At 60.9% G+C, this 13,205-nt stretch carries 13 protein-coding genes; 7 read left to right on the top strand and 6 right to left on the bottom strand.

Annotation, left to right across the window (positions count from 1 at the left end; genetic code table 11):
* Positions 1–284 precede the first annotated feature (284 nt).
* Positions 285–848, bottom strand: a complete 564-nt coding sequence (locus ACTD9P_RS27450; protein WP_053135698.1) for an NAD(P)H nitroreductase — start codon at positions 846–848, stop codon at positions 285–287.
* A gap of 140 nt (positions 849–988) precedes the next feature.
* Here ACTD9P_RS27450 and ACTD9P_RS27445 point away from each other — a divergent pair, with 140 nt between their 5' ends.
* Genes ACTD9P_RS27445 through ACTD9P_RS27435 form a run of 3 tightly spaced genes read left to right on the top strand, consistent with a single transcriptional unit; the run spans position 989 to position 4,615 of the window.
* Complete coding sequence (locus ACTD9P_RS27445; protein WP_438870114.1) at positions 989–2,416, top strand: di-heme oxidoreductase family protein; 1,428 nt, start codon at positions 989–991, stop codon at positions 2,414–2,416.
* A gap of 31 nt (positions 2,417–2,447) precedes the next feature.
* Positions 2,448–3,512 (top strand): imelysin family protein, encoded by a 1,065-nt coding sequence (locus ACTD9P_RS27440; RefSeq protein ID WP_438870113.1) that lies wholly within the window; start codon positions 2,448–2,450, stop codon positions 3,510–3,512.
* A gap of 2 nt (positions 3,513–3,514) precedes the next feature.
* The gene (locus ACTD9P_RS27435) at positions 3,515–4,615 is read left to right on the top strand and encodes a DUF1513 domain-containing protein (RefSeq protein ID WP_438870115.1); all 1,101 of its coding nucleotides are present in this window, start codon (positions 3,515–3,517) and stop codon (positions 4,613–4,615) included.
* 56 nt (positions 4,616–4,671) lie between these two features.
* Here the strand turns inward: ACTD9P_RS27435 and ACTD9P_RS27430 are convergent, their stop codons facing one another.
* From ACTD9P_RS27430 to colR, 5 genes are all read right to left on the bottom strand, one after another.
* The gene (locus ACTD9P_RS27430) at positions 4,672–4,899 is read right to left on the bottom strand and encodes a hypothetical protein (protein WP_285678780.1); all 228 of its coding nucleotides are present in this window, start codon (positions 4,897–4,899) and stop codon (positions 4,672–4,674) included.
* A complete protein-coding gene (locus tag ACTD9P_RS27425; protein ID WP_138813996.1) occupies positions 4,896–5,615 on the bottom strand; it encodes a lipopolysaccharide kinase InaA family protein in 720 nt (239 codons plus the stop codon). Before ACTD9P_RS27425 ends, ACTD9P_RS27430 begins: the two co-directional genes overlap by 4 nt.
* Before the next feature lie 4 nt (positions 5,616–5,619).
* The gene (locus tag ACTD9P_RS27420) at positions 5,620–6,300 is read right to left on the bottom strand and encodes a class I SAM-dependent methyltransferase (RefSeq protein WP_438870112.1); all 681 of its coding nucleotides are present in this window, start codon (positions 6,298–6,300) and stop codon (positions 5,620–5,622) included.
* 188 nt (positions 6,301–6,488) lie between these two features.
* A complete protein-coding gene (locus ACTD9P_RS27415) occupies positions 6,489–7,769 on the bottom strand; it encodes a sensor histidine kinase (RefSeq protein WP_438870111.1) in 1,281 nt (426 codons plus the stop codon).
* Positions 7,759–8,442: a two-component system response regulator ColR gene (colR, locus tag ACTD9P_RS27410; RefSeq protein WP_003175870.1), complete on the bottom strand. Its 684-nt coding sequence runs from the start codon at positions 8,440–8,442 to the stop codon at positions 7,759–7,761. Before colR ends, ACTD9P_RS27415 begins: the two co-directional genes overlap by 11 nt.
* A 200-nt stretch (positions 8,443–8,642) precedes the next feature.
* Between colR and ACTD9P_RS27405 the strand changes: the two genes are divergently transcribed.
* From ACTD9P_RS27405 to ACTD9P_RS27390, 4 genes are all read left to right on the top strand, one after another.
* Positions 8,643–10,592, top strand: a complete 1,950-nt coding sequence (locus ACTD9P_RS27405; protein WP_438870110.1) for an LTA synthase family protein — start codon at positions 8,643–8,645, stop codon at positions 10,590–10,592.
* A gap of 77 nt (positions 10,593–10,669) precedes the next feature.
* Positions 10,670–11,365 carry a response regulator gene (locus ACTD9P_RS27400; RefSeq protein ID WP_438870109.1) on the top strand — a complete coding sequence of 232 codons (696 nt, stop codon included), beginning with the start codon at positions 10,670–10,672 and terminating at the stop codon, positions 11,363–11,365.
* On the top strand, positions 11,358–12,653 hold the full coding sequence (locus ACTD9P_RS27395) for a sensor histidine kinase (protein WP_438870108.1): 1,296 nt from the start codon (positions 11,358–11,360) through the stop codon (positions 12,651–12,653). Before ACTD9P_RS27400 ends, ACTD9P_RS27395 begins: the two co-directional genes overlap by 8 nt.
* An 84-nt stretch (positions 12,654–12,737) precedes the next feature.
* Positions 12,738–13,115 carry a hypothetical protein gene (locus tag ACTD9P_RS27390; RefSeq protein ID WP_438870107.1) on the top strand — a complete coding sequence of 126 codons (378 nt, stop codon included), beginning with the start codon at positions 12,738–12,740 and terminating at the stop codon, positions 13,113–13,115.
* Positions 13,116–13,205: the final 90 nt, after the last annotated feature.

The raw sequence follows: 13,205 nt of genomic DNA, 5'->3' as shown, positions 1-13,205 counted from the left end.
CGTGGGTAACCCGGCAGGACGCCGGGTTAGCCGCGCTGGGCCAAGGATGGCCCATCGCGGCGGCCCACGGATTCAAGCCGGAGTGCGGGCATGCCGAGCCTAGGCGAGGCACCGAGTGGTGGGGCGAAGACCTTTTGCTTACTTTTGGCTGGGCCGGCATTCCGGTCTTTCCAAAAGTGAGCCGCCGTAAGGGCGGAACCCTAAGTTGCCCGTACCGCAGCAACGGATATGTACACCAACCGACAAACCGCTAGGCAAACCACAAAAATCACACCCGCGCCAATTCAGAGGCCAGTCCAAGCCTGAACAAACGCCGCCACATCTTCCTTAGCCGCCGTACGCGGCGGGTTCTGCGGCGTACCCAAATAGAGGAAGCCAATCACCTCCTCATCCGCCGTCAGCCCCAGGCCTTTAGCCACATGGGCCGAATAGGACAACTCACCGGTGCGCCACACCGCCCCAATCCCCTGCGCATAAGCCGCCAGCAAAATACCGTGGGCCGCACACGCAGCCGCCAGCAACTGCTCGGATTTAGGCACTTTAAAGTGTTCTTGCAGGCGGGCAATCACCACCACCACCAACGGCGCACGCAGCGGCCCATTCTGAGCCTTGTCGATAGCAGCTTGCGGCGCATCAGCGTCCTGCAGGCGTGCGGCTTCGGCCAGCAGCGTGCCCATCTGCTCACGGGCGGCGCCTTCTACCGTGAGGAAGCGCCATGGGCGCAGTTGGCCATGGTCGGGCGCGCGCATGGCGGCGGCGAACAGCACATCGCGCTGCTCCTGGGTCGGCGCCGGTTCCAGCAGACGCGGCACGGAAACACGGTTGAGCAAAGCGTCGAGAGCCTGCATTGGCCACCTCCAGAAAAAAATGTGCGGTCATTCTAGCGGGAATGAATCGGATACCACCAAACGATAATTGCTCTTATTCAATCCGCCCCGCCCTGTTAGACTCTGCGACCCTATTTTTCGCCTTAGTCGCAGGAAACTCGATGTTCCGTTCGCCTCTTCGTCTGTGCGCAGCATTGCTGGCCTTGAGCCTGACTGCCTGCGATGACGCCCCCAGGTTTACCAAGGCTGAGCCAGGTGAATCACGGGCGGGCGGCGCGACGACGGTGAACAAGCGCGACCAGAACGCGTTTTCTCTGCCCTCGGCCAACCTGGCGCCCACCCGCCGCCTGGATTTCAGCGTCGGCAACAGCTTCTTTCGCAGCCCCTGGGTGATTGCGCCGTCCACCACCACCGCGCGTGATGGCTTGGGCCCGCTGTTTAACACCAATGCTTGCCAGAACTGCCATATCAAGGACGGCCGTGGCCATCCGCCGCTGCCCGACGCGCCGAATGCGGTGTCGATGCTGGTGCGCCTGTCGATCCCGCCTGCGACTGTCGATGCCAGGCTCATCGAGCAGATCGGCGTGGTGCCCGAGCCCGTCTACGGTGGGCAACTGCAGGACATGGCCGTGCCGGGCGTGGCGCCTGAAGGCAAAGTGCGGGTCGACTACACGCCCGTCAACGTGACCTTCAAGGACGGCAGCGTGGTCGAGTTGCGCAAGCCAAACCTGCAAATCACCCAGTTGGGCTACGGCCCGATGCATCCCGAAACACTTTTCTCGGCGCGGATTGCGCCACCGATGATCGGCCTGGGTCTGCTCGAAGCCATCAGCGACGCCGACATTCTGCGCAACACCGACGCGAAAACCGCCGACAAGGAAGCCCTCGTCGGTCGCGCCAATTGGGTCTGGGATGACGCGCAGCACCAAACCGTACTCGGTCGTTTTGGCTGGAAAGCCGGGCAACCCAACCTCAATCAACAAAATGTTCACGCGTTTTCTGGTGATATGGGCCTCACCACGTCACTGAGACCCTTTGATGACTGCACCGACGCCCAAGTCGCCTGCAAACAGGCGCCCAACGGCAATGGCCCCGATGGCGAGCCGGAAGTCAGCGATAACATCCTGCGTCTGGTGCTGTTCTACACCCGCAACCTCGCCGTGCCGGCGCGCCGTGGCGTCAACACGCCGCAGGTGCTTGCCGGCAAAAACCTGTTCTACCAGGCCGGTTGCCAGGGTTGCCATAAGCCGACGTTCACCACGGCCGCCGCAGCCGCCGAACCTGAATTGGCCAACCAGGTGATTCGCCCTTACAGCGACTTGCTGTTGCACGACATGGGCGAAGGCCTGGCCGACCACCGCAGCGAGTTCAAGGCCGGCGGCCGCGACTGGCGCACGCCGCCGTTGTGGGGCATTGGCCTGACGCAGGCGGTAAGTGGTCATACCCAGTTTTTGCATGACGGCCGCGCCCGCAACCTGCTCGAAGCCGTGCTCTGGCATGGCGGTGAAGCACAAACGGCGCAGCAACATGTGTTGTCCTTTAATGCCGAGCAGCGCGCTGCGTTGCTGGCGTTCCTGAATTCTTTATAAGCATTGCCACACTTACAGAAGGGAGCTCGACATGTTCCGTCCCAAGTTGCTATTTACTAGCCTTGCCGCCCTCGCCCTCGGCGCCTGCTCGCCCCAGGACCCGCAAGCGGTGACCTCGGCGGCCATCGCCAAGCAAGTGATCCTGCCCACCTACAGCCGCTGGGTTGAAGCCGACCGCCAACTGGCCGTCAGCGCCCTCGCCTACTGCCAGGGCAAGGAAAGCCTGGAGACCGCCCGCGCCGACTTCCTGCACGCGCAAAAAGCCTGGGCTGAGCTGCAACCGCTGCTGATCGGCCCGCTGGCCGAAGGCAACCGTTCGTGGCAAGTGCAGTTCTGGCCGGACAAGAAAAACCTGGTGGGCCGCCAGGTCGAGCAACTGGTCAGCGCCCAGCCGCAGATCGACGGCGCCGCCCTGGCCAAGTCCAGCGTGGTGGTACAAGGCCTGTCGGCCTACGAATACATCCTCTACGATGCCAAGCCCGACGTCGCCGACGAAGCCCAGAAGGCCCGTTACTGCCCACTGCTGGTGGCCATTGGTGAGCGCCAGAAAACCCTGGCCGAAGAGATCCTGGCCAGCTGGAACAGCACCGACGGCATGCTCGCGCAGATGACCAAGTTCCCGAACCAGCGCTACGCCGATTCCCACGAGGCCATCGCTGACCTGCTGCGCGTGCAGGTCACCGCGCTGGATACCTTGAAGAAAAAACTCGGCACGCCGATGGGCCGTCAGACCAAGGGCATTGCACAACCGTTCCAGGCCGATGCCTGGCGCAGCCAATCGTCCCTGCAAAGCCTGCAAGCCAGCCTTGCGGCAGCGCAGACTGTGTGGGTGGGCGTCGACAACAAGGGCCTGCGCGGCCTGTTACCGTCCGAGCAGAAGCCATTGGCCGACAAGATCGACGCTGCTTACGCCGCCTCGCTCAAGCTGTTCGACAGCAACCAGCGCACGCTCAACGAATTGTTGGCCGACGATGCCGGGCGCCAGCAACTTAACGACATTTACGACAGCCTCAACGTCGTCCACCGCCTGCACGAAGGTGATTTGGCCAAGGCGCTGGGCATCCAACTGGGCTTTAACGCTAACGACGGTGACTGATGATGCTCAGGCGACAGGCTTTGGCGGTGGGCAGTGTGCTGCTCAGCGCACTGACGTTGGGTGGCTGGACGCTGTTCAAACAAAAAAAACAGGGGCCGCTGCTGCTGTCGGCCCGCGATGATGCGGACGGCAAGCACTATGCCGTGGGTTTTCGCCTGGACGGCACGCAAGTGTTTGCCACCCAGGTCGGCCAGCGCTGCCATGACATCATCAACCACCCGACACGGCCAATTGCGCTGTTCGTCGCCCGTCGCCCGGGCACCGAGAGTTACCTGATCGACCTGCGTACTGGCACGCTGCTGCAAACCATCACGTCCAACGCTAAACGCCATTTCTATGGACACGCGGTCATCCACAAAAGCGGTGACTGGCTGTACGCCACCGAGAACGACACCTCCGACCCCGGCCGTGGCCTGCTCGGTGTGTACAAGTTCGAGGGTGAGCGGCTGGTGCACAGCGGCGAAATCTCCACCCATGGCATCGGCCCGCATCAGGTGTCGTGGATGCCCGACGGCGAAACCCTGGTGGTGGCCAACGGCGGCATTCGCACCGAAGCCGAAAGCCGTGTGGAGATGAACCTCAATGCCATGGAACCGAGCCTGGTGCTGATGCACCGCGACGGCAGCCTGATCAGCAAGGAAACCCTGGGCCAACAGATGAACAGCGTGCGGCATATGGGGATCGCCAGCGATGGCACCATCCTCACCGGGCAGCAGTTCATGGGGCCGTCCCAGGAGCGCTCCGAGTTGCTCGCGATCAAACGCCCAGGGCAGCCGTTCGCGGCGTTCCCGGTGGCCGATGAGCAACTGCAAGCCATGGGGCATTACACCGCCAGCGTCGCCGTGCACAGCGAACTGCGTCTGGTCGCACTGACGGCGCCTCGGGGTAATCGGTTTTTTATCTGGGACATGGACAGCGGTGCGCTGCGCCTGGACGGGCCGTTGCCCGACTGCGCCGGAGTCGGCGCGGTGACGGATGGCTTTGTCGTTACTTCAGGCCAGGGCCGTTGCCGCTTCTACGATTGCCGCCAGCCGCAGTTGGTGGCCACGCCGCTGGAGCTGCCCTCGGGGCTTTGGGACAACCACTTGCACCTGATAATTTGAGACAAAAAAAAAGGGCCTCGCATCGCAAGGCCCTTTTGTCGGGGGGTTGAATCTTTTCAACTCTGCGGCCTCATCCCTTGGGACATGCCGAACATGAACAACAGCAAATCATGATCCGGCTTGGCCGCCATACTGGCCTTGGCAACGCGTGGCAGCAGGCATTGCCCGCTGCCCTGCACCGCACTGAGCACTTGTGTGCGAGGTTGTTCCCACGCAGCCAGCGCCAGGGCTGCAATGCCCAACGCGCCGACCAGGAACACACCTCGTGCTATTTCTAGCTTCATCTACTTAAACCCTTGATAGCGCTGCCAAACGCCGTCTCGTAAAAGTAGCTGAGTTTTTCCCAATCGGCACTGCTCCACGACGAATGGCGACGCAGTTGCAGCATGTCATGGGAGGCGGCCCGATAAGCGGTCAAGCGCTGACGGCACTTCTCGAAATCCAGCAGCGCCACTTCCACGTTGGCCGAGTCGCCTTCGCCGGTCACGCGTACAAAAATGTGCTTGATGTACAGGCAACCATGTTGCCAGCGGCCCTTGTGCATACGCGCCAGGGTGCCCGCCAATTCCTTGAGCATGCGCTCGTGAACCAACTCGCCGTACTGCTCACGACCGCCGGCGGCGTACCAGTTTTCAATCTCGTCGAAACCGTCGAGGGACGCTGTCACCAACAAGGCTTTCCATTGGTGCTCGGGGTCACGGCGCGCGCCGCAGAACACCAGTTCCGGTACGCGTACATCCAGCGAACGCAGGCCTTTGAGGGCGTCACGTTCGCGCAACACGGTCGGGCGACCAAATGGGTGAAGCCAACTGCGGTAGATATGCCCGGTCTGGCGCTTGCTGTAGAGCAAGCGGCCATTTGGGCTGACCACCCGCTGCACACCGCTTTCACCACCGCGTCGGCGGTTGGGTTCCTCGACCCACTCGCCCTGCTGGCGCCAGAAAAAATCAAATCGTTCTTCGGGAGCTACGTGACTGCCTGATACGCACTCAACTGCCATCCTGTTACCTCTTACGCAATACATAGACTCGCCACATGGCGTAGAGCGGCATGAAGTCCAGGGATTCCTGGACCCGGAAACCGGCTTGCTCAAATTCTGCCTCGACAGTAGCAGCCGGTAACACAAACCGGTTTTGGTAACCTTCCTGCTCACCTTTCTTGCGACGTTTGGCTTCGGCGCGTTTGCGTTTCCAAGCCTTGAAATTGCCATCCACCCACAGCGAAATAATCACGCTGTCGCGGGTAACCCGCTGAAACTCCTTCAGAATTGCCAACCTGTGCACCGGATCACCAATGTGGTGCATCAAGCGCATGCAGAAAATACTGTCGACCGAGTTATCAGGTAAATCGATATCAAAGGCTGATGTCTGCAAAGGCCGTACCCGCTTCACCACCTCCGCCGGTTGAGCGATGGTGGCGACTTTTAACATAGAGGCCGAATTGTCGGCCCCGATAATCACACGGTTGGGCTTCTCCGCCAACAATGGCCAGAAACGCCCGGCACCGCAAGGCAGGTCCAGCACCAGGCCCGGCTCGCCAGCCATGGCCAACGCGCCGCGCGCCAATTGCTCGTCGCGTTTGTGGGACAGCCGGCGAGCCAGATTGTCCTGATGCTTGAGCAAATAATTCTGCGCGTGCTGATCGTCGTACTTTTCGGAAAAATCGAGCTTGATCGGGGTAGACATCAACGGATCTCCAGTAGCTGATGCCTACAACCTTAAGCAGCAAACTGTGATCAACAGGTCAACCCGTTGTGAAAAACTTGTCCTGTCCAATCCCATACATTTCAAGACTTTACAGATACAAGCAATAGCATGGGGCCATCTTCGCCGATTTAGCGGGTTCTCTGGCAGGATAACGGCCAGGTTCACCCTCAGGGTTTGACCTGGCTCAACTCGACATGAAAACGGCAGCCGTTGGGCTCCATGGTGCTCAGGCTGACGCTCCAACCCTGGCTCTCGCAGATGCGTTGCACCAGCGACAAGCCCAGGCCGAGGCCTTCTCCGCGTTTCTCGCTGCCGCGCACAAACGGCTCGAACATCGCTTCACGTTTGTCCTCGGGAATACCGACCCCCGAGTCCTCGACGATAAAGCCGCTCGGTTCGAGCGTAAGGCGAATAAAGCCTTGCTCGGTGTAGTGCAGCGCATTGCGCAGCAGGTTGCCCATCACCGCGTGCAAAAAGGTGGTGTTGTAGCGGGTGTCCAGGGGATTGCCGGGGTTATAGATCAGCTCAAGGCCTTTTTGCTCGATGGGGCCGCGCCAGATGCCGAGCAGATCTTCGGCCACCTGGGTCAGGTTGACCTGGGCCGACATGGCGGAATCATCGTGCTGGGCACGCGCCAGCATCAGGAAGGTCTGCACCAGTTCGCGCATTTCTTCACACGCGCGGGCGATTCGCAGCACCTGGTTGCGACCACGCTGGTCAATGGCCGGGTTTTCCAGCAGCAGTTCGCAGGAGCTGGCCAGTACCATCAAGGGCGTGCGCAGTTCGTGGCTGACGTCGCTGGTAAACAATTGCTCACGGGACAACGCCGCGCGCAGGCGGCCCAAAGTGGCGTCGAAGGCCACGGCCAGCTCGCCGACTTCATCGGCGGCGTAGTCGGGCGCCAGCGGCGGCGCCAAGCCCAGCAATTGGTCACGATGGCGCACCTGGCGAGCCAGGCGCACCACCGGTGCCATCACCTTGCGGGCCAGCACCCAACCGAGGAACACCGCCAGGGCCAGACTGAGCACAAAGCCCACCAGCACCACGGCAAACAGCACGCGCTCGCGCTCTTCGAAATCGCTTTGGTCTTGCAGCAACACATACCGGCGGCCATCCACCACTTCAACCATGGCGTGGTACGACAGCGCTTCGCGGAACACTTCGTGAAAGCCCGGCTCCAGGTGCCGAAGGTCTTTGGGCAGCTCGAAATCTCCAGGCCCGCCACTGAAGTAAAACAGCTGGTCGGGCTCGGGCCGGTGGCTCCAGTCCTCAACGCTGTCCATCAGCAACAGGCGCTGCAGATCGCCGCCAAGGCCAGCCGAAATCAGTTTTTCTTCCACCAGATGCACGGTCGCAACGATGCCCATCGCGAAGGCGCCTGCCACCAACGCACTCATCAACGCAAAGGCAATGATGATCCGCTGGGCAAGGCTTTGCTTAAACTCCATCACGGCCCTCGGCCAGGCGATAACCCACACCGTGCACCGTTTGCAGCAACGGCTTGGCGAAGGGTTTATCGATTACCTGGCGCAATTGGTGAACGTGGCTGCGCAGGCTGTCGCTGTCCGGGCAGTCGTCGCCCCACAGGGCTTCTTCGAGGATTTCGCGGCGCAGTACGTGCGGGCTTTTTTGCATCAGCACCGCGAGCAACTTCAAGCCCACCGGGTTGAGCTTGAGCAGGCGCCCTTCGCGGGTCACTTCCAAGGTATCAAGGTCGTAGCTCAAATCACCGACTTGCAGGGCCCGACGCCCGCCGCCCTGGGCACGGCGCAGCACGGCTTCGATGCGCGCGGCCAGCTCGGACAAGGCAAACGGTTTGAGCAAGTAGTCATCGGCGCCGGACTTGAAGCCCTGCAGCCGGTCATCCAATTGGTCGCGGGCGGTGAGCATGATCACCGGCGTGTCGCGGCGGGCGTCTTCACGCAGGCGTTTGCACAAGGTGTAGCCATCGATACCGGGCAGCATGATGTCGAGCACGATCAGGTCGTAATGCTCGGTGGCGGCCAGGTGCAGGCCCGACAATCCGTCCTGCGCGCAGTCCACGGTGTAGCCTTTTAGCCCCAGGTAATCGGCCAGGTTGGCCAGAATATCGCGGTTGTCTTCAACCAATAGAATTCGCATGGGCAGTGTCTCCGAACGCAGTAACGGCCTTGGTGGCCCGCGCAGCTTAAGGCCAAGTGTGGCTCAGGGATAGACCTTGAGGCCACGTCGATACAGGTTTTCAACCAATTACATATTCCAACAAGTTTTTCACTATAGCTTCACAAACTAACTACAGTGTCAGGTCGAACATCGCGCCCATCGATATAAGGAATATGGACATGGGGTTTTTCAAAACAGCGCCTATGCGCTTTCTGCTGCTCGTCACCGCCACCTGGCTGGTGATTTTCCTGCTGACCCGCAGCGTGCTGCTGATCACCCATCTGGATGAAGTCGGTGGCAATTTGCTGCCGGTGTTTGGCGTGGGCTTGCTCTATGACCTGAGCTTTCTGGTATACGCCGCCTTGCCGCTGGGCCTGTACCTGCTGCTGTGCCCGCCCGCGCTGTGGCGCCGTCGCGGCCACCGCTGGTTCCTGCAAGCGGTACTCACCGTTAGCGTCTTCGCCATGCTGTTCACTGCGGTCGCTGAATGGTTGTTCTGGGATGAATTCGGTGTGCGCTTCAACTTTATCGCCGTCGATTACCTGGTGTATTCCAAAGAGGTGTTGAACAACCTGCTGGAGTCTTACCCGATCGGCAAGCTGCTCAGTTTGTTAGCGATGCTGGCGATAGTCGTGAGCCTGGCCCTGCGCAAGCCGTTCAATGCAGCGATGCACGCCCCGCTCCCGCCAATGCGCGGCCGCTTGCTGAATGCCCTGTGCCTGTTGCTAGCCGCCGGTCTCAGTTTGCAATTGATCAGCCAGAACAGCCCACGAGCCCAAGGCGGCAACGCCTATATGAACGAATTGGCGAGCAACGGCCCCTACCAATTTTTTGCCGCCTTTCGCAATAACGAACTCGATTACACGCAGTTCTACAAAAGCCTGCCAACCGATGTTGTCGCCAAACAACTGCGCGCAGAACTCAGCGAACCCAATGCGCGCTTTATCGGCACAGACCCGCTGGATATCCGCCGCACTATCGACAACCCAGGCACCTTGCGTAAACCCAACATCGTGCTGGTGACCATCGAAAGCTTCAGCGCCAAATACATGGGCAGCAATGGCGATGAGAGCAACTTGACGCCCAACCTCGATGCGCTGCGTAAACAAAGCCTGTACTTCAATAACTTCTATGCCACCGGCACCCGCACTGACCGTGGGCTGGAAGCGATCACATTGGCGATTCCCCCCACGCCCGGCCGCTCGATCGTCAAGCGCATTGGCCGTGAAAGCGGTTTCGCAAGCCTTGGCCAACAACTCAGTGCTGTCGGTTATGACAGCGTGTTCGTCTATGGCGGGCGCGGTTACTTCGACAATATGAACGCGTTTTTCAGCGGCAACGGTTATCGGGTCGTCGATCAGAGCAGTGTGCCAGAAGCGGAAATTTCGTTTAAGAACGCCTGGGGCATGGCTGATGAAGACCTCTACCGGCAAACCCTGAAACTCGCCGACGCCGACTACGCCAAGCAACAGCCCTTCCTGCTGCAACTGATGACCACGTCCAACCACCGCCCCTACACCTACCCGGACGGGCGCATTGATATCAAGTCCGGTAAAGGCCGTGACGGCGCCGTCAAATACACCGACCACGCTATCGGCGAGTTCCTCGAAGCGGCACGCCAGAAACCCTGGTTCGATAACACGATTTTCGTGTTCGTCGCCGACCACACCGCCGGCAGCGCGGGCAAGGAAGACCTGCCGATCACCAACTACCAGATCCCGCTGTTCATCTATGCCCCCAAGCTGATCGAAGCCCGGGAAACCGCGCAACTGGCCAGCCAGATCGACCTTGCGCCGACCTTGCTGGGCCTGATCAACCTGAGCTACGAGTCGACCTTCTTCGGCCGCAACCTGTTGCAGGACAACCCGTTGCCACCGCGCGTGGTGGTCGGCAACTACCAGTATCTGGGCCTGTTTGACGGCAAGGACCTGGCCATTTTAAGCCCACGCCAGGGCCTGCGTCGCCACGATCAAGCCTTGGGTGAGAGCCAGGAGTTACGCGTGGGCAGTGATGATCCGTTGATCCAGCGCGCAATCACCTACTACCAAGCGGCCAGTTATGGCTACACACAACAATTGCTGAGTTGGAAGGCGCCGAAGGAAGTGCCCCCGACGATCAGCGTACGCTGACGGCTGTGCTCTGGCCCTTGCCTACCACCGGACAAGGGCGCAACACTTGCGCCATTCTCCGGCGATGGCGCCCTTGCATGTCCGACTCCCTGTTGCTGATCGAAGATGACCGCCCCTTGGCCGCGCTGACGGCCGAGTTCCTGCGCGCCGAAGGTTTTACCGTTGCCGTGGAGCACCGTGGCGATCGTGCCGCACAACGTATCCTCGATGAAAAACCGGCGTTGTTGATCCTCGACGTGATGTTGCCGGGCATCGACGGTTTTACCCTGTGCCGCCAGATCCGCGACAGCTACCCCGGGTTGATCCTGATGATGACCGCACTGGATGAAAACGCCGAGCAATTGACCGGCTTCAACGTGGGCGCCGACGATTACGTGGTCAAACCCGTCGACCCACTGCTGTTGCTGGCCAGGGTGCGCTCGTTGCTGCGCCGTCATCGCCAGGCGCCCAATGCGTCTTATCAGTGGGGCGCGTTTCGATTGGACCTCAATAGCCATTTCGCCTGGCTCGACGGTACGCCGTTGCAGTTCTCGGTGGCCGAGTTCGAACTGCTGGCGATTTTTGCCCGCCATAGCGGCGTGTTACTGACCCGCGAGAAACTCCTGCAGAGCTTGCGCGGCCTGGAATATGACGGGCTTAACCGCTCGATTGATATGCGTGTGTCGCGCCTGCGTAAAAAATTGATGAGCCTGGCCTGCCCGGTGACCATCCAGACCATCACGGCCCAAGGCTACCTGTTTGTCGAAATCCCCCAGCAGGCCCAGCATGTCTAAGCTGCGCCCGTGGATGGTGGCCGTGGCGGGCGTGGGTTGGACCAGCTTGACCCTTTATCTGGTGTGGCTGTGTACCAACGCCTCGGTGTTTGTCGGCGAAGACAGCTTTTTGCGCTTGATGGCCGGCCCAGGCTACCTGGTGGCCGAGCAGCTCAAAGGCTTGCCCGCCGAGAAACGTGAAGCACGCATGGACATCCTGCGCGCGCACTTCCAGTACCCGGTAGAGCTGATCCCGTATGACGACGTCGAATTGCCGCCCGAGGCCATGGTCATGCTCGAACACCAGCAGCCGGCGCTGAACAGCGACGAAGACATTAGCTACTTCCCGCTGGACGACGAAACCGTGATCCGCTTCGGCCCCATGTGGGGCAGTGCCGAGGTCAAGGACCTGCTGAAATTCCCGATTTTCTGGATCACTGCCTGCGTCGCCGGCTTGCCGGTTTTACTGCTGCTCGGCATCGGTTTGCGCGTGCACCGGCGGCGTAATAAAGACCTGGATGCACTCAACACCTGCCTGGGCACGCTGGCACGCACACCCAACGTGATGCTGCCCGCCCTGACGAAGGAGTGGACGCCGCTGCTGCTGACCTTGCAACAGCATGCACGGGATATCAGCGCCATGAGCGAACGCCATCGCGAAGTCTCCCAGGCAGTCTCCCACGAGCTGCGCACGCCGCTGGCGCGCATGCGTTTCGCCCTGACGTTGCTGAGCAAAAGCGAAGACCCGCCGACCCGCGTACGCCTTCAGGAGCGCTTGCAAACCGATGTTGAAGAACTCGAAGCCCTGGTTCGCGCCAGCCTGGCCTTTGCGCGGATGGCCGGCGCGCCGACGGATTTGCAGCATGAGCCGATCAACCTGCGTGACTGGCTGCACCAGGAGTTCGCGTTGTTGGATGGGCACCATCGCCAGTTGAGCCTGGAAACCGAGCCTGCACAGCTTGAACTGATCGGCGACCGCGCCCTGCTGCACCTGATCGTGCGCAACCTCTTGAGCAACGCCATCACCTATGCGCGTGATCGAGTGTGCGTGAGCGCCACTTACCATGGTGAGCAGCATGTGGTGTTGCATGTAGACGATGACGGCCCCGGCGTCTTGGCCGAGAACCGCGAAAAGATCTTCGAGCCGTTTGTGCGGCTTGCCATGGGCGGCGACGAACCCGGCGGCTTCGGCCTCGGCCTGGCACTGGCCAAACGTGCGACCCAGTGGCACAACGGGCAATTATCAGTCACCCGCAGCCCGTTGGGCGGCGCCCGTATGAGCCTGATTCTGCCGTTGCGGCCCGAATAGAAGGCCTGTTACAGCCTGTGACAGCCAAGCCATCCCATCGCCCGTAACCTCGCCAACTGAATCCCCTGGTTGGAGAGCCCGTTCATGCGTCCCCGTAAGAAGCATTTGCCCACTTTGATGCTGTCGCTGTGCATCGTTACCGGCGCGTTCGTGCCGGGTAATGCGTCGGCCTCGCGCCTGGCGGTTACGGACAAGCCATCACCACGGTTGGAAGACAAGCACGCTGGCGATCACACCGCCAATACGGCACCTCGGCCGACGGCGCAGGATGCGCTCCTCACCCCACCAGCCCGGAGGTGGCCCCGAGCCGCCGGCGCTGAGAAACTCACGCACCTGCCTGGCCCTGGCCCACTCGACCAAGCTGCTGCACCGCAACCCGTGGCACTTGTGCCGGCTGCCCAAGTAACCCTGGCGCGGGGCATGACCTTCAGGAAGCTGTTGCGGCGCCGCACCTTGGGTTGAGATCGATATAGCACGGGCCAAATGTGGGAGCGGGCTTGCTCGCGAATGCGGTGTATCAGTCAGTGGATTTATTGACTGACACTGCGCATT

This window comes from Pseudomonas onubensis, from assembly GCF_965653655.1.
In the GTDB taxonomy this organism is placed as follows: domain Bacteria; phylum Pseudomonadota; class Gammaproteobacteria; order Pseudomonadales; family Pseudomonadaceae; genus Aquipseudomonas.
Note: the sequence above shows the minus strand (reverse complement) of the source record. Positions and strands in the feature narration are given on the sequence as shown.

Excerpts from the sequence above, each read along its gene's own strand:
- ACTD9P_RS27400 (WP_438870109.1), top strand. The coding sequence starts at position 10,670 with ATGTCCGACTCCCTGTTGCTGATCGAAGATGACCGCCCCTTGGCCGCG.
- ACTD9P_RS27390 (WP_438870107.1), top strand. The coding sequence starts at position 12,738 with ATGCGTCCCCGTAAGAAGCATTTGCCCACTTTGATGCTGTCGCTGTGC.
- ACTD9P_RS27425 (WP_138813996.1), bottom strand. The coding sequence starts at position 5,615 with ATGGCAGTTGAGTGCGTATCAGGCAGTCACGTAGCTCCCGAAGAACGA.
- colR (WP_003175870.1), bottom strand. The coding sequence starts at position 8,442 with ATGCGAATTCTATTGGTTGAAGACAACCGCGATATTCTGGCCAACCTG.
- ACTD9P_RS27445 (WP_438870114.1), top strand. The coding sequence starts at position 989 with ATGTTCCGTTCGCCTCTTCGTCTGTGCGCAGCATTGCTGGCCTTGAGC.
- ACTD9P_RS27450 (WP_053135698.1), bottom strand. The coding sequence starts at position 848 with ATGCAGGCTCTCGACGCTTTGCTCAACCGTGTTTCCGTGCCGCGTCTG.
- ACTD9P_RS27405 (WP_438870110.1), top strand. The coding sequence starts at position 8,643 with ATGGGGTTTTTCAAAACAGCGCCTATGCGCTTTCTGCTGCTCGTCACC.
- ACTD9P_RS27395 (WP_438870108.1), top strand. The coding sequence starts at position 11,358 with ATGTCTAAGCTGCGCCCGTGGATGGTGGCCGTGGCGGGCGTGGGTTGG.
- ACTD9P_RS27420 (WP_438870112.1), bottom strand. The coding sequence starts at position 6,300 with ATGTCTACCCCGATCAAGCTCGATTTTTCCGAAAAGTACGACGATCAG.
- ACTD9P_RS27435 (WP_438870115.1), top strand. The coding sequence starts at position 3,515 with ATGCTCAGGCGACAGGCTTTGGCGGTGGGCAGTGTGCTGCTCAGCGCA.
- ACTD9P_RS27430 (WP_285678780.1), bottom strand. The coding sequence starts at position 4,899 with ATGAAGCTAGAAATAGCACGAGGTGTGTTCCTGGTCGGCGCGTTGGGC.
- ACTD9P_RS27440 (WP_438870113.1), top strand. The coding sequence starts at position 2,448 with ATGTTCCGTCCCAAGTTGCTATTTACTAGCCTTGCCGCCCTCGCCCTC.
- ACTD9P_RS27415 (WP_438870111.1), bottom strand. The coding sequence starts at position 7,769 with ATGGAGTTTAAGCAAAGCCTTGCCCAGCGGATCATCATTGCCTTTGCG.